Raw genomic sequence first — 23,255 nt, 5'->3', positions numbered from 1 at the left:
TCCCCGGCAGTTCGTGCTGGGCAGCGGAGATAGAACTATGAGCAAGAGAACCTTCCAGCCGAACAACCGTCGTCGCGCCAAGAAGCATGGCTTCCGCGCTCGCATGCGCACCCGTGCCGGCCGCGCCATCCTCGCTGCCCGCCGCGCAAAGGGCCGCACCGAACTCTCGGCGTAACAGCAGCCGGTGCTCGCACGAGCGAACCGGGTGATCAGGCCCGACGAATTCCGCGTAGCGGTGCGTCGCGGCCGTCGGATGAGCACGGCACATGCCGTGCTCTATCTGTTCCCGCGCCAGGATGCTGCGCCAACGCGTTTCGGCTTCATCGTGTCGAAGGCGGTCGGCGTGGCTGTCGTCCGCAACCGCGTCCGGCGTCGACTCCGAGCGATCGCGCGTGAACTGCTGGTCGCTCGTCCGACTGGCACCGATGTGGTGATCCGGGCACTCCCGGGCATCGATGCGCTCGACTGGCAGGCCCTTCACGACGAGGTGACGAAGGGCTTCGATCGAGCGGTGGATCGCATGGTGGCGTCGACATGAGTGGTTTGAGTCGCGCAGCTCGCTTCGTGTGGTTGCTGCCGCGGAACGTCTGCATCGGCATCCTGATCGTCTATCGGCGGATCATCTCTCCGCTGTATGGCGATGTGTGCAGGTACTACCCCAGTTGCTCCGCGTACACTCTGCAAGCGATCCAGCAGCACGGCGTGCTCAAGGGATGCTTCCTCGGAGCTCGCCGGATTCTGCGCTGTCACCCGTGGGCAGCCGGGGGCATCGACGATGTGCCGACCCGCGCTGTGCAGCGATATCGCGTGACGCGATTCGGTTTCGTCTCCACGATGGGCCAAGGAAAGGGCTGACTCTCAACTCATGGACATCATTGGCACGATCCTGTGGCCGATCAAGTGGGTGATCGAGGCCATCCTCGTCGCGTTCCATTGGGCATTCACGCAGATCGGTATGGACCCGGCGGCGGGCATCACCTGGGTGTTCGCGATCGTCGGCCTCGTGCTCGTCGTTCGCGCCCTGCTCATCCCGGTGTTCGTGCGACAGATCAAGTCGCAGCGCCGGATGCTTGAAGTCGCCCCGCAGCTCAAGAAGATCCAGGACAAGTACAAGGGCAAGAAGGACCAGTTCTCTCGCGAAGCGATGTCGCGTGAGACGATGGCGCTCTATCAGAAGGCCGGCACGAACCCGCTGAGCTCCTGTCTGCCGCTGCTGCTTCAGATGCCGATCTTCTTCGGCCTGTTCTCGGTGCTGAATGATGCGACGCACAACAAGGCCGGCGTCGGCCTGCTGAACCTCGATCTCGCGCAGCAGTTCGCGGCATCCACGTTCCTCGGCGCTCCCCTGCGCGACAGCATGTCGACCGCGTCCAACGGCCACGTGGTGTGGGTCGCGATCGTGATGATCGTCGTGATGAGCGCCTCCCAGTTCATCACCCAGCTTCAGATCATGGCGAAGAACCAGTCGCCGGAGATGAAGGAAAGCCCGATGTACAAGCAGCAGCGGATCCTGCTGTACATCCTTCCCCTGGTGTTCGCATTCTCGGGCTTCGCATTCCCGCTGGGCGTGATGTTCTACTGGCTCACCTCGAACTTCTGGACCATGGGTCAGCAGTTCCTCGTGATTCGCAACATGCCGACTCCGGGCAGTGAAGCCGCGCTCGCGCGTGAGGCCCGGTTGGCTCGTAAGCGACAGCGTCGTGGCCAGCCTGAGCAGGAGGAGATCGCCGGAGGTGACGGAGGAACCGTCGTCGTCGACGAACCGCGACGGACCCAGCGTGAGCAGCCCATCGGCAAGAACCGTGCGAAGCAGGCGGGGAAGAAGAAGAAATGACTGATTTGAGCAATTCTCAGGACTACTCGACTGATGCTGAGCAGCCCCCGATCGAGGATGAGGTCGCTGCGGAGGCTGTCCACGACGACGCACTCGACGGCGACAGCACCGATGAGGGCGACATCGCTGCCGACTACATCGAGGAACTGCTTGACATCGCCGATTTGGATGGTGACATCGAGATCGAGGTTCGCGGCGACCGCACCTATGTGAGTGTCGTGGCCGAGGACCCGGAATCCGTGCGGTCGTTGTCGTCACCCGATACGGTCGAGGCGCTGCAGGAGCTCACTCGGCTGGCAGTGCAGGCTCGTACCGGTGAGTTCTCCAGGCTGATTCTCGACATCGGCGGTTCTCGCGACGCCCGCGCTTCTGAGCTGCAACGACTGGTCGACCACGCGATCCAGCGGATCGAGGGCGGCGCGGAGTCCGCTTCACTCCCCCCGATGTCGAGCTACGAGCGCAAACTCGTGCACGACTTCGCCGGCGAGCGGGGCTACTCGGCCGAGTCTGAGGGTGAAGGCCGCGACCGGCATAACGTGATTCGCCGAGCGTGACCAGCATGACCGAACAGCTCGAGGCGGAGCCGGCGGCTGCGGCGAAGCTGTTCGGCGACCGAATCGAACTGGCTCGCCAGTTCACCCACGACCTCGCGACGTACGGCGAGGAGCTCGGTCTGATCGGACCGCTGGAGTTGCCCCGGCTGTGGACTCGTCATGTGGTGAACAGCGCGCTTGTTGCGCCGTTGATCTGGACGGGCGCTCGTGTGAGCGATGTCGGTAGCGGCGCCGGGCTTCCGGGGCTGCCGCTCGCGATCGCTCGCCCTGACGCACGATTCATCCTCATCGAACCGATGGAGCGGAGAGTCGAATGGCTCGCTGCGGAGGCTGAACGTCTTGGGCTCGAGAACGTGACGGTGCAGCGAGCGCGCGCTGAGGATGTCGTGCTTGACGCACAGGTCGACCAAGCGACCGCCCGCGCTGTCAGCGCGCTCAGCAAGCTGATCCCGTGGACCGCACCGATGGTCCGCGATGGCGGGCAGCTCTTGTTCATGAAGGGCGAGCGCGTGCAGGCAGAGATCGACGCGGCTGCGAAGGCAATCCGCAAGGCGCGTCTGTCCGACATCGAAGTGCTCTTGCTCGGTGAGGAGTACGACACCGAGGTCACCCGGGTGTTCCGGGCGACCGTCGGCTAGTCACTCCCGCCGTTCTGGTAATAACACGCAGTTCCAGCTGTCCCCCGGATGCGCGCGCGGCACTCTGCTCACTCCGGTGCCGGATTCGCCCCTGAAGGGTTGCGCGTTGCAAGTTTGCGATCTCCTGTCGGAATAGCGCGGGCCGTTCTGGGTCAATCTGTCGCGTCTGGTGGAAGTGCCTGGATCGGTTTCACGTGAAACATCCCTGTGCTTTTGCGGCTTTCTGCATCTCAACGACCGAACGCGCCGATGTTCCGCATAGCTGAGTCGGCAACGGACCGGGGTGTGTCAACGCCACAAGGGCTGGTCTACGCAGCGGTGCGATCGGGTGCGCGGTCGCCGATCCGTCTATGCCGGTCTGCCCGCCGCTGTGCCTCGTTATTCGGTCGCGGGTCGAGCGCGAGCGCGCATGCAGGCTGCCCTGCCATAACAGAGCCAGGGAACTGGTTGCCGAGCTGACTACAAGTCTCGCGGCTGCGTACCACTCCATATACCGGGAGTCGGTCATGAGCGATGTGCCAGTCCGCCAGGCCTGATGGTGTTTCACGTGAAACAAGAGCGGTGCGGTGTGAGACTGACTTCTTGCAGCCGCCGCCCTGTCCCCCGCCCGGGACATCCTGCTCCGTGGACGCTTTCGTCGCGTCATTCGCCGTGTCTAATGATGTTTCACGTGAAACGCGTCTGGCGTCGTGGTCAGTGCCGCCAATCGCGCGTGGTGCCAGCAGGATGCCGTTGTTTCGCCGGGTGGCAGCGATAATCCGCGCCCCACAACCCGTCACCGGCGAATGTGATCGCCGCGCGGCGCCTCTTGACCTCCAGCAACAGTGAGCGGCCACGCAGCCCGGCTCTCAGCGTTCAGCTCTCAGCGCTCAGGGCATCGTAGTGCTGGCTTTATGGATGACAGGCAGCGCGAATCCCAAACCGGTGAGAGGTGTGCAATGGTGACGAGCGCCGTGCGGGAGATTCGCCGCTGCTACGTGGCCGCAATCGCAGAACACCCACGGCCTGGCTCGAGCGCGCTGATTGATCGGCTGTCGGTGTGCTCGTGAGGATTGGCCAGCGGAGCCTCTCGATGACTTGCTTCTCTGTTGCGGACTAGCCGCCGTCCCCTGGTCAATGCCCGGAAAGAGATCCCAGACTATGGTTTGCAGTCCAGCGGGCGCGAACGAGCGCGACCTTGCGTCGACGATTCGAACCGCACTCCCCTGCACCGATTCGTCCGAGGCGCCGGGAAGTTTCACGTGAAACACCGGGCATCAGATCGCATCGACACTGCGCAGCGGGCTCCGCTCCCCCAGGTTCAGCCGTTACAGTTGTCTGGTCCATGTTGCGTCGGCCCGCGAACGCTGTTTCACGTGAAACTTCCGCGGCCCGTTTCACGTGAAACATCGAGGGGTGAATGCGCTTGGTGAGCAGTTCGTATGACGACTCGACCCCTCTGGCACGCCAGCTCGCGGAACTGAATCAGCGCCGACAGGCCTTGGCTGAACTTGAACTGCCTCTCCCTCCCCGGGCTCGTGTCTTGACCGTTGCCAACCAAAAGGGTGGCGTTGGAAAGACCACCACGACGGTGAACCTGGCAGCCGCGCTCGCTCGCTCGGGCGCTCGCGTGCTCGTCATCGACCTCGATCCACAAGGAAACGCCTCGACGGCCCTCGGCGTGGACCGCCGGGCGGACATACCGAGCGTCTACGACGTCATCATTGAGGACCAGGCGATCCGGGATGTCGTTCAGGTGAGCCCGGAATCCGACAACCTCTTCTGCGTGCCCTCCACGATCCACCTTGCCGGCGCGGAGATAGAGCTCGTGTCGATGGTCGCTCGGGAGCAGCGGCTGCGCGGGGCACTCACCCGGTTTCTTGACGCGGCCGAAGAGCCGTTCCACTACGTCTTCATCGACTGCCCACCCTCGCTTGGACTGCTCACGATCAACGCATTCGTCGCGGCGAAAGAGGTACTTATCCCCATCCAGTGCGAGTACTACGCACTCGAGGGTCTCAGCCAACTGCTGAACAACATCAGTTTGATCGAGCGCCATTTGAACCCGGAATTGCGCGTATCCACGATCGTTTTGACGATGTTCGATGGGCGCACCAACCTCGCCAATCAAGTAGCCGACGATGTTCGGAGTCACTTCCCGGAAGAGGTTCTCAACACAGTTATCCCCAGGTCCGTCCGGATCTCGGAGGCGCCCAGTTATGGGCAAAGCGTCATCAGTTACGACCCCAACTCCCCCGGCTCTGTCTCGTACCGAGAAGCCGCTGCAGAAATCGCTAACCGTGGAGCACGAACGAATGGCTAAGAGAACCGGTCTCGGTCGAGGCATTGGCGCACTCATCCCTACGGCCGACCAGGCGGACCGCCCGGTCGACGTGTTCTTCCCGCAGTCCGCTCCAACGCCGACCGCAGACGACCTCGTCGCTGTACCGGGGGCTCGACTGGCGAACCTGAATCCCCTCGACATCGTTCCGAACGCCCAGCAGCCGCGCACTGAGTTCCGCGAGGAGGAACTCGAGGAGCTGCGGGTGTCGATCCGCGAGTTCGGTGTGCTGCAACCGATCGTGGTGCGACCCATCAAGGGCGCGGCGTCGAATGAACCGCAGTACGAGCTCATCATGGGAGAGCGCCGGCTGCGGGCGACGAAGTCGCTCGGGCTCGCAACGATCCCGGCCATCGTCAAAGACACGGCCGACGATGCGATGCTGCGTGACGCGCTCTTGGAGAACCTGCACCGCGCGCAGCTCAACCCGCTTGAAGAAGCGTCGGCATATCAGCAACTCCTGAGCGACTTCAACATCACGCAGGATGAGCTCGCGAAGCGCATCGGGCGATCGCGACCACAGATCACCAACACCATCCGCCTCTTGCGTTTGCCGGAGCGTGTGCAGCAGAAGGTCGCCGCCGGAGTACTGAGCGCCGGCCACGCTCGCGCCGTGCTGTCGGTTGTCGACCCGGCGGAGATGGAACGCCTCGCTGACAAGATCATCAACGAAGACCTCTCCGTGCGTGCCGCCGAGGCGGCTGCAACCAAGCAGACCAAGACTCGGAAGCCGCGCCCGGTTGCCGGCGGCCGCCAGGGTCACTTGGATGAGATCGCCGAGCGACTCGGAGACCGGCTCGACACACGCGTCAAGGTGGCGCTCGGAGCCTCCAAGGGAACCATCACGATCGACTTCGCGACGATCGGAGACCTCAATCGCATCCTTGGCGAACTGGGGGAACCCGGATACGGCAGCAACCCGATCGCTGACTAATCCGGGCAGTCATCGCGAGTGATTGATGCTCCGCGACGACAACCCCGATTTGGAAAACCCCTGGTCAAGCGGGGAATCTAACACCCAAGGCCGTGCGTTGTCACGGCGTCCGGACGCGTGAAGCACGCCCGGAGCGTGATCCGAACGGGAAAATCAGCCGTTGTCTCGAACCGCAGCCTCTGCGAGTGCGGTGTAGACCCACCCCAGATCGTGGCCGGCGGCTTCGAGAGCGAGCGGAAGCAGACTCGTCTCCGTGAGACCCGGCAAGACGTTGGCCTCAAGGAACCACGGAGTGCCGACGCCGTCGATGATGAAGTCGACACGGGAGATGTGCCGCAGCCCCAGTGTCCGGTGAACGAGCAGCGCAGCATCCGCGGTGCGCTGCGCGACCGTTTCGTCGACGCGCGCGGGCGTGAAGAAGCGGGTCTCCCCCGCGTTGTATCGGGCTTCGAAGCTGTAGACGCCACCGCGCGGCACGATCTCAACCATCGGCAGCGCCACCGGTCCGTCACCGGTGTCGATGATCGAGACCGCCACCTCGGTGCCGACGATGCGCTCTTCGATCAACGCGGTCTCGCCATAGTTGTAGGCGTCGACCATGGCGCGCGGAAGCCCGGCGCTGTCGTCCACCATTGTGACGCCCTGAGCTGAACCGCCATGGGTCGGCTTCACGACGAGGGGACCATCGAACTGCTCCGCGATGGTCTCGAGAACCCCGACCGCGCCCAACTCACGGAATGCGTCTCGGGTGAGGGTGATCGACGCTGGAGTTCGCACTCCTGCTCGGGCGACCAGCGTCTTCGCGATCGGCTTCTCCCAAGCCAGCCGGGTCGCGTCAGCCGTCGAGCCGACGAAGGGAATCCCGGTGATCTCGAGCAGAGCACGGAGGGTGCCGTCCTCGCCGCTCGCGCCATGGAGGGCCGGCCAGACCACGTCGGGACGATTGCGGTGCAGATACGGCAGCAGCGAGGCATCCGGGTCACGCAATTGAACCGTGAATCCGTGCGCGGTGAGGCTGTCCGCCAGGCGCCGCCCCGATCGGAGCGAGACATCACGCTCATGCGAGATGCCGCCGGCGAGCACGAGCACATTCGAGATCTTGCGATTCATGCGCGATCAGTTGATGTTGGCGGGCGGGTTTACAACGCCGCGGTCGAGGGGCATGACTGCGGGCGTCGACTGCATGAACGTGTCGAGCAGCGCGCGCTCGGCGTTGATGACCGTCGAGAGCCGACGCACGCCTTCGCGGATGAAATCGGGCTTGGGGTAGCAGAACGAGAGGCGGATGTTGTGACGCCCGTTGCCGTCTGCGTAGAACCCGGTTCCCGGGGTGTAGGCGACCAGTTCTTTCACCGCGCGTGGCAGCATCGACTGCGAGTCCAAGTGCTCCGGAAGCGTGAGCCAGACGAAGAACCCGCCATTCGGTACCGTCCAGCTCATCTCAGGCAAGAAGTCGTCGAGCGCTTCGAGCATCGCATCGCGACGCTCGCGGTACATCACCCGGAAGGTGTCGATCTGGCCCTTCCAGTCGGCCGCGTTGAGGTACTCGGTGATCACGCTCTGCGAGAAGGTGCTGGGTGAGAGCACCGCCGATTCGTTGGCAAGCACCAGCTTCTCCTTGATCCCGTGCGGGGCCAGTGCCCACCCGACGCGGAATCCGGGTGCAAAGGTCTTGGAGAACGAACCGAGGTAGACGATCCCCTCCTCCTCGACCGAGCGCATTGCGTGCGGCGCCGGCTGATCGAAGTACAGCAGCCCGTACGGGTTGTCTTCGATGATGAGGATGCCGTGGGCGCGCGCGATCTCGATGATCCGAAGTCTGCGCTCCCAACTCAGCGTCACTCCGGCAGGGTTCTGGAAGTTCGGGATCAAGTACAGCAGCTTGATTCTTTGACCCTCGGCCTTGAGTGCCGCGATCGCTTCGAGCAGCAGTTCGGGAATCATGCCCTCGGCATCCATGCCTACATGCCGCACCTGCGCTTGGTAGGACTTGAAAACCCCGAGGGCGCCGACGTAGCTGGGCGCCTCGGCGAGCACGATGTCGCCCGGGTTCAAGAAGATCTTGCTGACCAGATCCAGCGCCTGCTGCGACCCAGTGGTGACCACGACATCGTCGATCGAGCCGCGAATGCCCTCGGTGCGCATCACCTCGAGGATGTGCTCACGCACTTCGGGTGTTCCTTGGCCAGAGCCGTACTGCAAGGCGACCGGACCCTGGTCGCGCATGACGCGTTCGAGCGCGCCGGTCACCAGTTCATCGGGCAGCGCCGAGACATACGGCATCCCCCCGGCCAATGACACGACCTCGGGGCGCGAGGCCACGGCGAAGAGGGCGCGGACCGCTGAGGCGCTGAGACCGGCGGTGCGGTCGGCGTAGTTGTCGTACCAGGGGTCGAGGTTGGTCCCGCCGGGGGATCCCTGCTTCGTCATGCGCTTCCACTCTCTTCGCGTGCAGACCAGGATACGCCGCCAGAATCAGCGAACCCGCCCGGGCCGGAGCCGGGGCGGGTTCGCTGATGCGCTGAGCGGCGTCTGCGTCGTCGTTCAGCCGATGAACTCGGCGAGGTCGGCCTCGAGCGCATGCTTGGGCTTCGCGCCGATCACCGTCTTCACCACCTCACCGCCGCGGAACACCTTGAGCGCGGGGATCGAGGTGATCTGGTACTTCATGGCCGTCTGCGGGTTCTCGTCGACATTGAGCTTCACGATCTCGAGCTTCTCGCCGTGCTCTGCGGCGATCTGGTCGAGGATCGGCGAGACCATGCGGCACGGGCCGCACCACTCGGCCCAGAAGTCGACGAGCACGGGCTTCTCGGCGTCGAGCACCTCGCTCTGGAATGAGCTGTCGGTCACTGCCTTGGCGGTCATATTCACTCCTATCGGTTCACAACTATTGGGTCGAGCGCAGGATGCCGCGAAGACTACGCCTGCGCCGGCTGACGGTCTGCGATCGATGCGAGGTAGTGCTCGGCGTCGAGCGCCGCGACCGTGCCCGAGCCGGCCGCCGTGACGGCCTGCCGGTAGGTGGGGTCGACGACGTCGCCCGCGGCGAAGACGCCGGGGAGGTTCGTGCGGCTCGAGCGGCCCTCGACGGCGATGGTGCCGGCATCCGTCAATTCGAGTTGGCCGTGCACCAGGTGTGTGCGGGGGTCTGCGCCGATCGCCACGAAGAGCCCCTCGATCGGCAGTGTCGATACCGTGCCATCGACCGTGTCGAGCAGTTCCACGCCATTGATCAGCGCGTCGCCGGTCACTCGAGTGACCTCCTTGTTCCAGATGAACTCGATCTTGGGATTGGCGAAAGCGCGGTCCTGCATGGTCTTCGAGGCACGCAGCGAGTCGCGGCGGTGGATCACGTAGACCTTGCTCGCGAACTTCGTCAGGAAGGTCGCCTCTTCCATGGCCGAGTCGCCACCGCCGACGACCGCGATCGTCTTCTCCTTGAAGAAGAACCCGTCGCACGTGGCGCACCACGAGACCCCGGTGCCGCTGAAGGTGTCTTCGCCGGGCACGCCGAGCTTGCGGTACGCGGAGCCCGTCGCGATGATCACCGTGTGGGCCTGGTAGGTCTCGCCGCTTCCGACCGTCACCGACTTCACGTCGTTCGTCAGGTCGACCGAGACGACGTCGTCGTACATCACCTCAGCGCCGAACCGCTCGGCCTGCTCCTGGAACTTGGCCATCAGGTCGGGGCCGAGGATGCCCTCAGGGAACCCGGGGTAGTTCTCGACATCCGTCGTCTTCATGAGTTCGCCGCCCGGTTCCACTGAGCTGGCGATGACGAGGGGTGCCAGATTGGCGCGGGCGGCATAGATGGCGGCGGTGTACCCGGCGGGGCCTGAACCGATGATGATGACGTGGCGCACTGCGCACCTTTCGTTGACTGGTGACGGGTACAACGAATCCTAACCGCGGGGTATTCCGGCAACGGATGGACGCCGGGCCGGAGAGGTCACCGTCGCCGCAGTCGAGCCACGATCGGCCGCACGAACTCCAGCAATTCACGATTGCGCATGAGCAGGAGGAGTGCGGCATAGATGATCGCCATCATCGTGCCGGCCAGCACCATCACAGCGCCCGCCTCGAATACTCCCGAGACCGCGAAGCCACCCGCGCGGAACCCGCCCAGCAGCCACACGATGAGCGCGCCGGCTGCAGCAGCGGGGAGCATCGCCACCGTGTAGCGCACATGCTCGCGCACGATCGCGCCGCTCTGGCCTCCGGTGCCGAGCTTGCGACGCAGCAGCACCCATGCGAGCGCGGTCTGCAGTGTTCCGGCGATCGTGACAGTCACGGCGACCCCGATCGCGATGCGGTCGAGCGGCAACTGTGCGACCACCAGCATCCCGAGCACGAAGACCACGGCTTGCGCGGCCTGCACCAGGAAGGGCGTTCGTGTGTCTTCCAGCGCATAGAAGGTGCGCTGGAGCACGAACAGCATGCTGAACGGCACGAGCCCGAGCAGGTAGGCGATCAGCACGAGGGCCATCGCTTCGATCTCTTTAAACCCACCGCCGAACACCGCCGCGAACGGGTAGGCGATCGCGATGAGCCCGAGGCTCGAGAACACCATGATCAACCCTGTGGCGCGAAGGGATGCCGCGACATCCGCTCGCAGCGAGACGAAGTCGCCGTCTCGCGCATGAGTGCTCATGCGGGTGAAATAGGCCGTCACGATCGATACCGTCGCGATGCCGTGAGGCAGCATGAAGATGAGCCACGCGAACCGAAGCACCGCGAGGGACGCCTCGCCCGTGCCGGCGGCCAGTGAGGCGACGTTGCTCTGCACGATGCCGGCCAACTGCGTGATGAGGATCATGCCGAACACCCACGCAGCCGACTTGCCCGTCTGCCGCAGTCCGACGCCGCGCCAGCGGAAGTCGAGACGGAAGCGCAGCCCGGCCCGCTTCCAGAACGCGAAGAGCACCACCGCTTGGGCGGCCACACCGAGCGTCGCGCTGCCGCTGATGAGCACGACCCGGTCAGTCGTCCAGGTCTCGACCGACTGGTGCTCGGGCGCGGTGCCGTAGAGCATGGCGAACAGCAGGATGCCGGTGATCGCCACGACGTTGTTGAGCACAGGCGCCCAGGTGAACGGGCCGAACACGCTGCGGCCGTTGAGCACTTCGCCGAGCAGGCTGTACAGTGCGTAGAAGAACACCTGCGGCAAGCACCAGTACGCGAACGCCACCGCGAGCCCGAACTGCGCCTGCGAGAGCCCGTCTCCCATGCCCTCGCCCGACTGCGCGTAGAGGCGCACGAGCAGGGGCGCAGCGAGCGTCGCGATAACGCCGATCACCGCGAAGATCACAAGGCCCAGCGTCACTAAACGGTTGACGTACGCCGCTCCCCCATCGGCGTGCAGCCCGGCCCGCACGATCTGCGGAACCAGCACCGCGCTGAGCACGCCGCCGGCGACGATCGCGTAGATGTTGTTCGGCAGCTGGTTCGCCAGCGTGAAGAGGTCGGCACCGTCGCCGACCGTGCCGAGCGTCGTCGCGAGCAGGAATGCGCTGACGAAGCCGAGCACGCGAGACACGAGCGTGCCCGACGCGAGCAGCGCGCTCGACCGGCGAATGCTCGGGGTCCCTCCGCCCGCCTCAGCCATCGGCCTCCTCAGTCGCTCGTCGGCGCTTCAGCACGGTGCGTGCGATTCCGATTATGAACACGAGCACGACGACGGATGCCGCGATGACGGTGCCCGCGGTCTCCCAGCCCGCCTGCACGTTGACGCGCACGAACACCGGCGAGCCCAGCGGCACCCCCGTGGTCGACGTCAGCGTGAGCTCGACCATGACAGCGCCGTTCGCGATCGACTGCACCGGCACCGGCACATTGCGCGTCGATGCCGGTTCGACCACCACCACGGTGCGTTGCTGCTCGACCGCGAGCCCCGCCGTGAGGGCCCTCACATCGAGCACCACTTCGACGGCCTGGCCGAGTTCGTTCCGCACATTGATCGGCAGTTCGGTGCGGTCGGCGAGCACGAGGATCTGGCCGCGCTCGACCACCTCGACCGAATCGACGATGCTGCGGTTCTCCGCCATGAACTGGTCGACGACGGCCTCCCAGCCGCTCGCATTCATGCGCCATGACTGGCTGAGCGTTCCGAGCAGCGCGAGCCGTCGGGCGTCGACGATCGCGGCGGTGTCGACCGCGGCAGTGGCGAACGCGGCGACCTGGCGCTCGCTGGCGACCATGCCGCTGATCGCAGCGATGCGATCGGCGCTCTGGGGTCGCTCGGCGACGCTCGCGCTGGGGATGCTGTCACCCGTGTTCACCGCGCTGAGCGCCGTTGGAGTCACCCAGGGCAGACCGGCGAGCACGTTCAGCGTGTCGGCGAGCCGCTGCGGCGCGGCCGACGATTCGCGGTCGAGCGCGGCGATCACCGGGCTCGTGCGCGAACCGGCCTCGATCGCCAGCGCCGCTGCCAGGTGCGCGGCTGACTCGTTCCACTCCGCCGGTGTACCGGCCTCGAGGGTGGTGTCGAGCATCGACGTGATCCGGTCGTCGCTCACGAGGGCAATGCCGCCACCGATACGTGCGACGGGGGTGCGATCAACGGCCTCGACGTTCGAAGAGGAGAGCAGGATGCGGTCACTGCCGCTCTCAGTGAGCGTCTGGGCGTCGCTCGGCGTGACGGTGTCGGCAGCGGGCCACCAGACGGCGCCGAGGCTGGCGGGCACCGAGAGCAGCTCCTCCGTCGTGGGCAGCGCCGGGGTGTCCTGTCCACTATCCGGGGGCGAGCCGGGCTCCGTCGGCTGATCCGGTTCGGTGGTCGGCTCGGCGGTGCCGAAGTTGGTGGGGTCGAGGGCGAAGCCGGTGGGTTGCAGCAACGGCACGCCGGCCTGCAGCATCGCCGCGGCATCCGCATCCGCGTACATGAGCGCGAAGGTGTCGTTCGTCAGCGCTTCGAGACGCTGCAGCCAGTCCGTCGCCGACTGGGGCGCCTGGGTTCCGAGCGCCCGGATCGACGCCGCGACCATGGGATCGATGCCGAGTGCCACCGACCGGCCCGCCATCGCGTCGAGGCGCTCAGCCAGCAATCCGCCGGGCGACGTGAGCAGCGCCAGTTCGTCAGCGGTCAGGAGCGCCCCGGTCGGCTCCGGGATGGTGATCGGGGTGACCAGCGAGAGGCCGACCCGCGACCCGAGCTCGTCGGGCTTCCACACGATGGCGGTGCGAGTGCTCGAGATGCGCTCGGATGCCGAGGCGACGACCACAGCGACCGGGTACACGCCCGGCCGAGCCTCGTCGAGCAGGATCGTCTCGGGTTCGGTCACCACCGCGAGCCGAGACGTGGATCGCGGAGCGATCGAGATCGGCGAGGTGGCGGTCAGCGTGTCGAGGTCGCGATCCAGCGCTGAATCCTCACCGGTGAGCCACTCGTCGAGGGCCTCCGCGTTGGTGATGGGCTCACGCTGCAGTTGGAGCTCCACCGTCACCGCCTCGAGCTCTGCCGAGCCGGGGTTGGTGAGCGCCACATCGACACGAAGCGGGGCGCTCGGTCGCAGCAGTCCGCTCGTTGTGGGGGCGGCGGTGACCGTGATCGACGCGGCCTCTTCGGCGATCGAAGCCGACGGGAGCACCAGCACGCCGGCCAGGCCCACCACAAGCGCGAGCAAGGCGCGCAGGAGCGTCAAGGGCACAGGCCGACCCCGCTCTCAGGCTCGGCCGACATGGTGAGAAGTCTAGACTCAAGGGCTATGGAGAGCGCCGCTGCAGCGATCAGCCGGTTGCACGAACTCACGGCATCCCCACCGATATCGAGGCTGTCGGCCGAGTTCGAGGCAGCCGGCTTCGAGCTCTCCCTCGTCGGCGGACCGGTGCGCGACGCGTTTCTCGGGCGGCCGGTCAAAGACCTCGACTTCACCACCGACGCGACGCCCGACGAGATCCTCCGCATCGTCAAGCCGATCGCCGACGCTCACTGGGACATCGGCCGCCAGTTCGGCACGATCGGCGCGCGGATCCTTGGCGAGACGGTCGAGATCACCACGTACCGCAGTGACGCGTATGACGGACTCACCCGCAAGCCCGAGGTGCAGTTCGGCACCGATCTCGAAGGCGACCTCACTCGCCGCGACTTCTCGGTGAACGCCATGGCGTTGCGTCTTCCGCAGCGGGTGCTCGTCGACCCCGCGGGCGGCATCGAAGACCTGCTCGCACAGTCGTTGCGCACGCCCTCGCAGCCGGAGGTGTCGTTCGGCGATGACCCGCTCCGCATGATGCGTGCGGCTCGGTTCGCGGCGCAGTTGGGCTTCGATATCGACGACGCCACCTTCGAGGCGATGCGTGCCATGGCCGAGCGCATCGACATGGTGAGCGCCGAGCGCGTCTCAGACGAGTTGACCAAGCTGATGCTGACGGAAGAGCCCGGAAAGGGCATCCGGCTGCTGGTCGACTCGGGCCTTGCGGCCCACGTGCTCCCCGAGGTTCCCGCCTTGCGCCTCGAGATCGACGAGCACGCGCATCACAAAGACGTCTACGAGCACAGCCTCACGGTGCTCGCACAGGCCATCGACCTCGAGGCGGCTCGAGGGCACGAGCCTGACCTCGTGCTGCGCCTTGCGGCGCTGCTGCACGACGTGGGAAAGCCCAAGACCCGCCGCATCGACGCCTCCGGCGCAGTCAGCTTCCACCACCACGACGTGGTCGGGTCGAAGCTGACGGCGAAGCGCCTGCACGCGCTGCGCTTTGACAAGGAGACAATCAGCGCAGTGTCACGGCTGGTCGAGTTGCACCTGCGGTTCTTCGGGTATTCGGAGGGCGCCTGGACCGACTCGGCTGTTCGACGTTATGTGCGGGATGCCGGAGATCTGCTCGAGCGCCTCCACATCCTCACGCGCGCCGACGTCACGACCCGCAACAAGCGCAAGGCGGCCAGGCTGCGCACTGCCTATGACGATCTCGAGCGCCGCATCGAGGAGCTCTCGGAAGCCGAGGAGCTCGCCTCGATCCGACCCGAGCTCGACGGGCAGCAGATCATGCAGCTGCTCGAGCTGAAGCCCGGACCGCAGGTGGGCGAGGCATACCGGTTCCTGCTCGACCTGCGCCTCGACGAGGGCGAGCTCGGTCGCGAGGAGGTCGAGCGACGCCTGGTCGAGTGGTGGCGACACCGCTAGTCGGGACTACTGCTCGACGGCATCCTTCGTCTCGCTGATGAACTGCTCGAGCAGCTCACGCGCGATGTGGTCCGGGTGCTGCACGGGCGGCGACTTCATGAAGTAGGCGGATGCCGCTTCCACTGGTCCGCCCACGCCGCGGTCGAGAGCCAGCTTCGCCGCGCGCACCGCGTCGATGACGACGCCGGCTGAGTTCGGTGAGTCCCACACCTCGAGCTTGTACTCGAGGCTCGTCGGCGCATTGCCGAAGCCGTGGCCCTCGAGCCGCACATAGGCGAACTTGCGGTCTTCGAGCCACGGCACGTGGTCGCTGGGCCCGATGTGCACATCGTCAGCGGGAAGGTCTACGTCGATGTTGCTCGTCACCGCGCGCGTCTTCGAGACCTTCTTCGACTCGAGTCGCTCGCGCTCGAGCATGTTCTTGAAGTCCATGTTGCCGCCGACGTTCAACTGGTAGGTGCGGTCGAGCACGATGCCCCGCTCCTGGAACAGCCGTGCGAGCACCCGGTGAGTGATGGTGGCGCCGAGCTGGCTCTTGATGTCGTCGCCGACGATCGGAACCCCGGCGTCGGTGAACTTCTGCGCCCACACAGGGTCGCTCGCGATGAAGACGGGGAGAGCGTTCACAAACGCCACCCCGGCGTCGATCGCTGCTTGAGCGTAGAACTTCGCCGCTTCCTCCGATCCGACGGGGAGGTAGCACACGAGCACGTCGGTGCCGCTGTCGCGCAGGGCCTGCGCCACGTCGACCGGCTCAGCATCCGACTCGAGGACGGCGTCGCGGTAGTAGTGGCCGAGCCCGTCGAGCGTCGGACCGCGCTGCACGGTCACCCCAGTCGGCGCGACCGCCGAGAAGCGGAGCGTGTTGTTGGGGCGAGCCAGGATCGCGTCTGCGAGGTCGAGTCCGACCTTGCCGGCATCGACATCGAACGCCGCGCTGAACCGGATGTCGCGAATCGAGTACTGGCCGAACCGCGTGTGCATGAGCCCCGGGATGACTTCGTCGTCTGCGGCATCCGCATAGAACGAGACGCCCTGGACGAGCGAACTGGCACAGTTTCCGACACCGACGATCGCGACGTTGATGGGCATGACGCTCTGAGCACACTCCTTGAAAGCACAGGTGGAACCTGACTACACTAGGCAGGTTGTCTGCGGCCGGATGCCGCAAGACGCACGATGCACAACCCTCCTGCTGCAGAACGACTGCAGCCGCTGAGTCCAGAGGAGGTGGGTTAGTGACGCATCAGTACGAACTCATGGTGATCCTCGATCCAGAGATCGATGAGCGCACCGTGGCTCCCAGCCTAGACAAGTTCCTCAACGTCATTCGCAATGACGGTGGAACGATCGACAACGTCGACATCTGGGGCCGTCGCCGTCTCGCCTACGAGATCAACAAGAAGAGCGAAGGCATCTACGCCGTCGTCAACATGACCGCCAGCAGCGAGTCGGTGGTCGAGCTCGACCGTCAGCTCAAGCTGAGCGAAGCCGTCATGCGCACCAAGGTGCTCCGCGCCGAGGAAGCGATCGCGCGCGTCGCGGCCGCTGCGAAGCTCGCCGATGAGAAGGCCGCCCGCAAGGCGACTTCGGCGAAGGCGAAGGCCGAGTAGCCGATGGCCGGGGAGACCGTCATCACGGTGGTCGGCAACCTCACTGCCGACCCTGAGCTGCGGTACACGCAGTCGGGCCTCGCGGTGGCGAACTTCACCATCGCCTCGACGCCGCGCACGTTCGACCGTCAGGCGAACGAGTGGAAAGACGGCGAAGCCCTCTTCCTGCGTGCGAGCGTCTGGCGTGAATTCGCCGAGCACGTGGCGGGATCGCTCACCAAGGGCATGCGAGTCATCGCGCAGGGGCGGCTTCGTCAGCGTTCCTACGAGACCCGTGAGGGCGAGAAGCGCACGACGATCGAGCTCGAGATCGACGAGATCGGCCCGTCGCTGCGTTACGCCACGGCACAGGTGACGCGCACCTCCGGTGGTGGCGGCGGCAACCGCTCGCAGGTCACCGAGGACGCATGGGCGCCGAGCGCGCCCGCCTCTTCCGGCGGCGACGTGTGGAACACACCCGGCGGCGGCTACAACGACGATGTTCCGTTCTGATCGGCCTGCTGCCGTCGGAACGATCGAGATTCATTAAAGGAAGCAATCAATGGCTGGAAAGAGCAGCGGCGATCGCCGCAAGGGCGGCCGCGGAGCCAAGGGCGGGAAGAACGCCGCTCCGGCGAAGTCGATCCGCGTCGGCGTCATCGACTACAAGGATGTCGCCACCCTCCGCAAGTTCATCTCAGAGCGCGGAAAGATTCGTGCTCGCCGTATCACCGGTGTCTCCGTGCAGGAGCAGCGCCTCATCGCCCGCGCAGTGAAGAACGCGCGCGAGATGGCTCTGCTGCCGTACTCGGGCTCGGGCCGCTAAGGAGTACGACATGTCGAAGCTGATTCTGACGCACGAGGTGACCGGTCTCGGCACCCCCGGCGATGTCGTCGAGGTCAAGAACGGGTACGCCCGCAACTACCTCATCCCCCAGGGCTTCGCGGTTGCGTGGACCCGTGGTGGCGAGAAGCAGGTCGAGTCGATCAAGGCTGCCCGCGCTGCGCGCGAACTCGCCACGATCGAAGAGGTCAACGACCTCAAGGCCAAGATCGAGGCCAAGCGTGTGCGCCTGACCGTCAAGGCCGGCGCTGAGGGCCGCCTCTTCGGTTCGGTGAAGACCGCTGACATCGCGGCTGCCGTGGAGGCCGAGGGCATCGGCTCCATCGACAAGCGCAAGGTGCAGATTCCCACCCCGATCAAGACTGTGGGCGACCACGAGGCGATCGTGAACCTTCGCGAGGACGTCGTCGCGACGATCTCGCTGCAGGTGATCGCGGCGAAGAAGTAGGCGCGTTTCGCACGCCCTGACGGCGGCGGTTCCTTCGGGAGCTGCCGCCGTTCGTCATTTCGCCCCCCGGAGCCGACCCATTGGCCCCGAGGGCTTTCACAGAATGGTTACAGCGTGGTGACTTGCGAGCCCGTACGGAACGACGTATGGCCATTAGCGTTTCGGCGACGCCCGTGTCAAGCGTTCTTCCGAGATTTCTACACAGGGGATGCTCACAGCTTCAAACCCTCAACCAAGACTCTAAACAATCTTGTTCACACATGCTGTGCGAAACAAAATGCCTGGTCAGCCCCGGTGTAGCTGCGAGACGCGAAGTGTGCTCCACAGAGTTATCAACAGACTGTACAGAGTTGTCCCCGAGTCTCGCGGCGAGTCTCCACATAGTTATCCACAGGCAGGGTTGAGTAGACGGCTCTCCGGTTTCTAGGGTGAGCAATCGAGTGTGCGCATCGGCTGCCTCTCAGGTTGCGGCGCCCAATCCGATCGGGGTCCGGGATCGCGATGTCGGCGGCAACCGCTATGAACGGTGCTGTCGCAATGCACGGCACGGTCGGATGACGCGGAAGGGGAAGCATGTCGATCGCACATCTCGGATTGGCGGGCGAGCCTTCGACCGGCGAGCACCGCGAGCAGTACCGGGCTGAGCGCACTCCCCCGCACGACCTGCTCGCTGAGCAGAGCGCAATCGGCGGCATGCTGCTGAGCAAGGATGCCGTCGCCGATGTGATCGAGACCGTTCGCGCCGTCGATTTCTACATGCCGAAGCACGAGTTGATCTTCGACGCGATCCTGACCCTGTACTCGCACGGTGAGCCGACCGACGTCATCGCCGTCACCGACGAGTTGACCAAGACCGGACTCCTCAGCCGAGCGGGCGGCGCCGAATACCTGCACACGCTCACCAGCCTGGTGCCGACGGCAGCCAACGCCGGGTTCTATGCATCCATCGTCGCCGAGAAGGCAGTGCTGCGCCGCCTCGTCGAGGCGGGCACCCGAATCGTGCAGATGGGGTACGCGAGCGAGGGCGAGGTTGCCGACCTCGTCAACAACGCGCAGGCCGAGATCTACAACGTCGCCGGCGGGGTCGAAGCAGAAGATTACGTGCCGCTGACCGAGGCCGTGACGGTCGCGATCGACGAGATCGAGGCGGCCCAGGGCCGCGACGGCTCGATGACCGGCGTGCCGACCGGCTTCTCCGGGCTCGACAACCTCACCAACGGCTTCCACCCGGGTCAGATGATCATCGTCGCGGCGCGGCCCGCGCTCGGAAAGTCGACGCTGGCTCTCGATTTTGCCCGATCGGCCGCCATCAAGCACAACATGCCCGCCATCTTCTTCTCTCTCGAGATGGGGCGCAGCGAGATCGCGATGCGGCTCCTCTCGGCCGAGGCAGCCGTGCCGCTGCAGAACATGCGCAAGGGAACGGTCGACACCCGCGACTGGACGACCATCGCATCGGTGCGCGGCCGCATCAACGATGCGCCCCTGTTCATCGATGACAGCCCCAACATGACGCTCGTCGAGATCCGCGCGAAGTGCCGGCGACTGAAGCAGAAGTTCGGCCTCAAGATGGTCGTCATCGACTACCTGCAGCTCATGACCTCGGGCAAGCGCGTCGAGTCGCGCCAGCAGGAAGTGTCTGAGTTCTCACGTGCGCTGAAGCTCATGGCCAAAGAGCTGCAGGTGCCGGTGATCGCGCTGTCGCAGCTCAACCGTGGGCCCGAGCAGCGAGCCGACAAGAAGCCCCAGATCGCCGACCTGCGAGAGTCGGGATCGATCGAGCAGGATGCCGACATGGTGATCCTGCTGCACCGCGAGGCCGCGTATGAGAAGGAGAACCCTCGCGCGGGTGAAGCCGACCTCATCGTCGCAAAGCACCGCAACGGCCCCACCGACACCGTCACCGTCGCCTTCCAGGGCCACTTCTCGCGCTTCGCCGACATGCCGAACGTCTGACGTTCGTCGCCACCCTCGACATAGGTTGTCTTTCCGCCACGCCGAACTCGAGTGGAGAGTAGTTGCAAGACTCGCGGCATCGCCCACATCGTTCGAAGCGTCATTGTCACGTTCGTGCCCGGCAGCATGTCAATGGGCGACGCAGGATGAGTATCCGTCGACGACCCAAAGGCGGTTCGTCGACTGCACTGGAAACGCGGCGGTTCGTCCCGATCCCCGGGACCAGATTCCGCGACAACGGCGAGGCCGTCCATTGACTTCATCTCCCACCGGTCGCGATGTGAGTCCGACTGGCCACTGATCCCAGATATCAAACGGAACGCAACTCGGCCTCGGCCCCACTGTTAGACGCTCATGTGCTAAAACGGTCAGGACCATCGGCTGAGAGGGGCTGGGTTGAGCGTCGATGTCGCCGCGTGGGACCCGGAATCCGCCGATGCAAGAGCTGAGCTGGATGCCGTACTGACCATTCACAAGGCCAATCGCGCGCGACTGGGCCCGATGCCCGACACAGCCTTCCGTGATCGCGCCAAGCATCGGGGTCTCCTCCTCGGCCTCGTCGATGGAACTGTCGCCGGATACGTCCTTTATGACATCCCCCGCAGTAACCAAATCAAGCTCGTCCACGTCTGCGTGGGTGAAGCGGCGCGCGGGACCGGTTTGGCGCGCCGAATGGTGGAAAGCGCCATCAGGTTGCATCCGCGACGATCCCTGATCACCGCATCTTGTCGCAGCGACTACGGGATCGACGGGTTCTGGCAGTCGCTGGGCATGCACGCGGCGTCGGAACGCCCTGGCAGGGCCCTCAGTGGGTCGATTCTGATGAACTGGGTGAAGCGGATCAACGTCGACCGAGGGCTCGATCTTCTGGAGTCCGCTTCGCTTGAGTCTGGCCTTCCGATTGCAGTGCTCGACACCAACATCATCGGTGACCTCTTCTCCCCGCCCGACGTCCAGCGCGATCATCGGGAGGAAGCTCGAGAGCTACAGGCCGACTGGCTGCAACCGTTGGTCACCTTCGTTGTCTCTGGTGAAGTCGACAACGAGATCAGTAAGAACCAAGACCAGGCGGTTCGTGCCCGCATTCGAGCGGACAGTCAGCACTTGACGAGGCTGAGCACCCTGCGCCCGGGTGATCGAACCCTCGAGCATGCTCTACTTGCCGCAACAGACTCGCGTCTGCTCGCCAAAGATCCGAGCCTTCGGAAGGATGTCCTACACCTCACCGACGCCGTCCATGCTGGCGCCGACTACTTCGTCACCAACGACAGCAACGTGCACCTTGCCGCAGGCGGGTGGAACCTTTCTGAGCACGGCATCAAAGTCGTGCGGCCACATGAACTGATCGCGGCACTCAGCCCTGACTCGTATATGTCCGTTTTTCGCTCAAATCTCATCGACGACGGTGACCTGGAGTGGGTGGACGTGGCGTATGCAGAGCCTGGTCTCGAGACCGCTTTCCGCGTCTACGACGCGGAAGCGAAGCCAAATGTGTTCAATCAGCGACTGCGGGATCTGCTTGCGAAGCGGAAGAGGATCGAGGTGCAGAAGCTTGTTGACGAGCAGGGCGGCCTGTGGGCACTGGCAGCTTTCGAGCTAGATGGAACCACTCTGCGACTCCAGATGCTCCGTGCCATTCGAGGCGAGCGCGGAAGCACCGTTGCCTTCCAATTACTTCGTCATTTCAGACGCACGGCCTGGGACCGCGGAGCCACACGCGTTGAGGTGACTGATGGGGCCATCTCAGTCACGCTCGACGCGGCGTTGAGAGCGGACGGCTTCAGCGAAGCGACGCCCCGCATTGCGTCGCTAGGTCCGGCGACAGCACCAGCCGCTGCCCTCTCCCTCGCTTCAGCAGCGGAGGTTGTCCTTGCCGAGCGTCGCAGGTGGCCACTCGTAGTGCAGGGCGCGAGGTTGCCAACGTACGTTATTCCGATTCAGCCTCGATGGGCGACCAACCTCCTCGGGATGAACGATGGTCTTCTCTCACTGAGACGACGAGGACTCGGTCTTTCCCGAGAACTAGTCTACTTTTCGGGATCACGCATCGAGCCCAAAGATCTTCCCGCCCGCATCCTCTGGTATGCCAGCAGCGACCGAACGACTGCGATCCGGAAACTGGTCGCGAGGTCAGTACTCGTCGACTCGGCGCGGTTGCCTGTCGAAGAGGCACTCGCAAGTTTCGGCAAGATCGGTGTGCTTCGAAAGTCTGAAATCCAGGGAGCCGCGGACAAGGTTGGAAAGGTCAATGTCATACGCTTCCAGGACACTGAACTTCTCCCGCGGTCGGTCTCGCGCCACGACGAGATCTTCAAGCAATATGTGAAGGACCGGGTGCAGAGCATGCAACAAGTTGATCCGCAAATGTTTGATGACGTAATGGCCCGGCAGTTTGATGAACGGCACAAGGCGTGAGTCCGGTTCTCTTGCTTTCAGTCCGACCCCGCTTCGCGCGAGGGCTTCTTACTGGCACGAAAACCGCGGAGATTCGGCGTCGATTCCCTGACGTACCGGAAGGCATGACAGTCGTCATCTATTCGACGTCGCCGGAGAAGGCGATCCTCGGGACCATGCGCGCACGGAGGGTTGTCCGAAGCAACGCTCACGACATCTGGCGAGACTACTCGGACGTCATTGGGATCGAACAGGCGGAACTCGCTGATTACCTCGACGGCGCTAGTGAGTGCTCCGTCGTGGAACTGGACGACCCCACCGTGTGGTCGCGACCCGTGGGGCTCGATGATCTCCGCCGCGTGCTTCGAGTGGAGCCCCCGCAGAGCTTTCGCTACCTCACTAGCCGGCAACTCGCCCGTCTGAAGAAACTGACGGCGATGCCGTCTCCGCACATAGCCGAGCGTGCTCCCCATAGGCCGAGCGAAGCAATTCCGGCTCTTAGATAGCGTTTACTCACTGGCCTACGTGAATCCTGTGCTCCAACGGTTCGTGAAGGTCGGATTCGGCCCCAGTTCGTCTGGCAGTAGCTGGTCGACGAATCATTTGCTATGGCAAC

Annotated in this window: 22 protein-coding genes; 15 read left to right on the top strand and 7 right to left on the bottom strand. The window is 64.7% G+C overall.

Annotated elements, in window-relative coordinates:
• The first annotated feature begins 37 nt into the window (after positions 1-37).
• From rpmH to QF206_RS09075, 8 genes are all read left to right on the top strand, one after another.
• Positions 38-175, top strand: a complete 138-nt coding sequence (gene rpmH / locus QF206_RS09110; RefSeq protein ID WP_058724833.1) for a 50S ribosomal protein L34 — start codon at positions 38-40, stop codon at positions 173-175.
• Positions 176-184: 9 nt separating this feature from the next.
• On the top strand, positions 185-538 hold the full coding sequence (gene rnpA, locus QF206_RS09105; protein WP_281488903.1) for a ribonuclease P protein component: 354 nt from the start codon (positions 185-187) through the stop codon (positions 536-538).
• 5 nt (positions 539-543) lie between these two features.
• Positions 544-855, top strand: coding sequence for a membrane protein insertion efficiency factor YidD (yidD, locus tag QF206_RS09100; protein WP_422785378.1), 312 nt, complete (start codon positions 544-546; stop codon positions 853-855).
• Positions 856-865: 10 nt separating this feature from the next.
• Positions 866-1,834, top strand: coding sequence for a membrane protein insertase YidC (yidC, locus tag QF206_RS09095; protein WP_281488901.1), 969 nt, complete (start codon positions 866-868; stop codon positions 1,832-1,834).
• On the top strand, positions 1,831-2,388 hold the full coding sequence (locus QF206_RS09090; RefSeq protein ID WP_281488900.1) for a Jag family protein: 558 nt from the start codon (positions 1,831-1,833) through the stop codon (positions 2,386-2,388). Before yidC ends, QF206_RS09090 begins: the two co-directional genes overlap by 4 nt.
• A 5-nt stretch (positions 2,389-2,393) precedes the next feature.
• Positions 2,394-3,026 (top strand): 16S rRNA (guanine(527)-N(7))-methyltransferase RsmG, encoded by a 633-nt coding sequence (rsmG, locus tag QF206_RS09085; protein ID WP_281488899.1) that lies wholly within the window; start codon positions 2,394-2,396, stop codon positions 3,024-3,026.
• Between the two features lie 1,399 nt (positions 3,027-4,425).
• Complete coding sequence (locus QF206_RS09080; protein WP_281488898.1) at positions 4,426-5,328, top strand: ParA family protein; 903 nt, start codon at positions 4,426-4,428, stop codon at positions 5,326-5,328.
• Positions 5,321-6,280, top strand: coding sequence for a ParB/RepB/Spo0J family partition protein (locus QF206_RS09075; protein WP_281488897.1), 960 nt, complete (start codon positions 5,321-5,323; stop codon positions 6,278-6,280). The genes QF206_RS09080 and QF206_RS09075 overlap by 8 nt, the downstream gene beginning before the upstream one ends.
• A 153-nt stretch (positions 6,281-6,433) precedes the next feature.
• Here QF206_RS09075 and QF206_RS09070 read toward each other — a convergent pair whose 3' ends face one another.
• The 6 genes from QF206_RS09070 to QF206_RS09045 form a co-directional block, all read right to left on the bottom strand.
• A complete protein-coding gene (locus QF206_RS09070) occupies positions 6,434-7,390 on the bottom strand; it encodes a D-alanine--D-alanine ligase family protein (RefSeq protein WP_281488896.1) in 957 nt (318 codons plus the stop codon).
• A 6-nt stretch (positions 7,391-7,396) separates the two neighbouring features.
• The gene (locus tag QF206_RS09065; protein ID WP_281488895.1) at positions 7,397-8,710 is read right to left on the bottom strand and encodes an aminotransferase-like domain-containing protein; all 1,314 of its coding nucleotides are present in this window, start codon (positions 8,708-8,710) and stop codon (positions 7,397-7,399) included.
• A 114-nt stretch (positions 8,711-8,824) separates the two neighbouring features.
• Complete coding sequence (gene trxA, locus QF206_RS09060; protein WP_281488894.1) at positions 8,825-9,148, bottom strand: thioredoxin; 324 nt, start codon at positions 9,146-9,148, stop codon at positions 8,825-8,827.
• A 53-nt stretch (positions 9,149-9,201) separates the two neighbouring features.
• Positions 9,202-10,146, bottom strand: a complete 945-nt coding sequence (trxB, locus tag QF206_RS09055; protein WP_281488893.1) for a thioredoxin-disulfide reductase — start codon at positions 10,144-10,146, stop codon at positions 9,202-9,204.
• Positions 10,147-10,232: 86 nt separating this feature from the next.
• Positions 10,233-11,888, bottom strand: coding sequence for a murein biosynthesis integral membrane protein MurJ (murJ, locus tag QF206_RS09050; protein WP_281488892.1), 1,656 nt, complete (start codon positions 11,886-11,888; stop codon positions 10,233-10,235).
• Positions 11,881-13,929, bottom strand: coding sequence for a DUF6049 family protein (locus tag QF206_RS09045; protein ID WP_281488891.1), 2,049 nt, complete (start codon positions 13,927-13,929; stop codon positions 11,881-11,883). Before QF206_RS09045 ends, murJ begins: the two co-directional genes overlap by 8 nt.
• Positions 13,930-13,986: 57 nt before the next feature.
• Here QF206_RS09045 and QF206_RS09040 point away from each other — a divergent pair, with 57 nt between their 5' ends.
• Positions 13,987-15,405: a CCA tRNA nucleotidyltransferase gene (locus tag QF206_RS09040; protein ID WP_281488890.1), complete on the top strand. Its 1,419-nt coding sequence runs from the start codon at positions 13,987-13,989 to the stop codon at positions 15,403-15,405.
• 6 nt (positions 15,406-15,411) lie between these two features.
• Here QF206_RS09040 and QF206_RS09035 read toward each other — a convergent pair whose 3' ends face one another.
• Entirely contained in the window at positions 15,412-16,497 is a 1,086-nt protein-coding gene (locus QF206_RS09035; RefSeq protein WP_281488889.1) for an inositol-3-phosphate synthase, read from the bottom strand.
• A gap of 146 nt (positions 16,498-16,643) precedes the next feature.
• On the opposite strand from QF206_RS09035, the gene rpsF reads away from it, so the two are divergent.
• The 6 genes from rpsF (at position 16,644) to QF206_RS09005 (ending at position 22,660) form a co-directional block, all read left to right on the top strand.
• Complete coding sequence (gene rpsF / locus QF206_RS09030; RefSeq protein WP_281488888.1) at positions 16,644-17,018, top strand: 30S ribosomal protein S6; 375 nt, start codon at positions 16,644-16,646, stop codon at positions 17,016-17,018.
• A gap of 3 nt (positions 17,019-17,021) precedes the next feature.
• The gene (locus QF206_RS09025; protein WP_281488887.1) at positions 17,022-17,510 is read left to right on the top strand and encodes a single-stranded DNA-binding protein; all 489 of its coding nucleotides are present in this window, start codon (positions 17,022-17,024) and stop codon (positions 17,508-17,510) included.
• A 49-nt stretch (positions 17,511-17,559) separates the two neighbouring features.
• Positions 17,560-17,823, top strand: a complete 264-nt coding sequence (gene rpsR, locus QF206_RS09020; protein WP_281488886.1) for a 30S ribosomal protein S18 — start codon at positions 17,560-17,562, stop codon at positions 17,821-17,823.
• A 10-nt stretch (positions 17,824-17,833) separates the two neighbouring features.
• The gene (rplI, locus tag QF206_RS09015; RefSeq protein ID WP_281488885.1) at positions 17,834-18,289 is read left to right on the top strand and encodes a 50S ribosomal protein L9; all 456 of its coding nucleotides are present in this window, start codon (positions 17,834-17,836) and stop codon (positions 18,287-18,289) included.
• Between the two features lie 573 nt (positions 18,290-18,862).
• Positions 18,863-20,245, top strand: a complete 1,383-nt coding sequence (gene dnaB / locus QF206_RS09010; protein WP_281488884.1) for a replicative DNA helicase — start codon at positions 18,863-18,865, stop codon at positions 20,243-20,245.
• Between the two features lie 396 nt (positions 20,246-20,641).
• Positions 20,642-22,660, top strand: a complete 2,019-nt coding sequence (locus QF206_RS09005; protein ID WP_281488883.1) for a GNAT family N-acetyltransferase — start codon at positions 20,642-20,644, stop codon at positions 22,658-22,660.
• Positions 22,661-23,255 lie beyond the last annotated feature (595 nt).

This window comes from Ruicaihuangia caeni (assembly GCF_029952955.1).
Classification (GTDB): domain Bacteria; phylum Actinomycetota; class Actinomycetes; order Actinomycetales; family Microbacteriaceae; genus Ruicaihuangia; species Ruicaihuangia caeni.
Note: the sequence above shows the minus strand (reverse complement) of the source record. Positions and strands in the feature narration are given on the sequence as shown.

What these genes read in the sequence shown, in the direction of transcription:
- rpmH (WP_058724833.1), top strand. Translation starts at nt 38, where the DNA reads ATGAGCAAGAGAACCTTCCAGCCGAACAACCGTCGTCGCGCCAAGAAG.
- yidC (WP_281488901.1), top strand. Translation starts at nt 866, where the DNA reads ATGGACATCATTGGCACGATCCTGTGGCCGATCAAGTGGGTGATCGAG.
- QF206_RS09090 (WP_281488900.1), top strand. Translation starts at nt 1,831, where the DNA reads ATGACTGATTTGAGCAATTCTCAGGACTACTCGACTGATGCTGAGCAG.
- rsmG (WP_281488899.1), top strand. Translation starts at nt 2,394, where the DNA reads ATGACCGAACAGCTCGAGGCGGAGCCGGCGGCTGCGGCGAAGCTGTTC.
- QF206_RS09080 (WP_281488898.1), top strand. Translation starts at nt 4,426, where the DNA reads ATGCGCTTGGTGAGCAGTTCGTATGACGACTCGACCCCTCTGGCACGC.
- QF206_RS09075 (WP_281488897.1), top strand. Translation starts at nt 5,321, where the DNA reads ATGGCTAAGAGAACCGGTCTCGGTCGAGGCATTGGCGCACTCATCCCT.
- QF206_RS09070 (WP_281488896.1), bottom strand. Translation starts at nt 7,390, where the DNA reads ATGAATCGCAAGATCTCGAATGTGCTCGTGCTCGCCGGCGGCATCTCG.
- QF206_RS09065 (WP_281488895.1), bottom strand. Translation starts at nt 8,710, where the DNA reads ATGACGAAGCAGGGATCCCCCGGCGGGACCAACCTCGACCCCTGGTAC.
- trxA (WP_281488894.1), bottom strand. Translation starts at nt 9,148, where the DNA reads ATGACCGCCAAGGCAGTGACCGACAGCTCATTCCAGAGCGAGGTGCTC.
- murJ (WP_281488892.1), bottom strand. Translation starts at nt 11,888, where the DNA reads ATGGCTGAGGCGGGCGGAGGGACCCCGAGCATTCGCCGGTCGAGCGCG.
- QF206_RS09040 (WP_281488890.1), top strand. Translation starts at nt 13,987, where the DNA reads ATGGAGAGCGCCGCTGCAGCGATCAGCCGGTTGCACGAACTCACGGCA.
- QF206_RS09035 (WP_281488889.1), bottom strand. Translation starts at nt 16,497, where the DNA reads ATGCCCATCAACGTCGCGATCGTCGGTGTCGGAAACTGTGCCAGTTCG.
- QF206_RS09025 (WP_281488887.1), top strand. Translation starts at nt 17,022, where the DNA reads ATGGCCGGGGAGACCGTCATCACGGTGGTCGGCAACCTCACTGCCGAC.
- rpsR (WP_281488886.1), top strand. Translation starts at nt 17,560, where the DNA reads ATGGCTGGAAAGAGCAGCGGCGATCGCCGCAAGGGCGGCCGCGGAGCC.
- rplI (WP_281488885.1), top strand. Translation starts at nt 17,834, where the DNA reads ATGTCGAAGCTGATTCTGACGCACGAGGTGACCGGTCTCGGCACCCCC.
- dnaB (WP_281488884.1), top strand. Translation starts at nt 18,863, where the DNA reads ATGTCGATCGCACATCTCGGATTGGCGGGCGAGCCTTCGACCGGCGAG.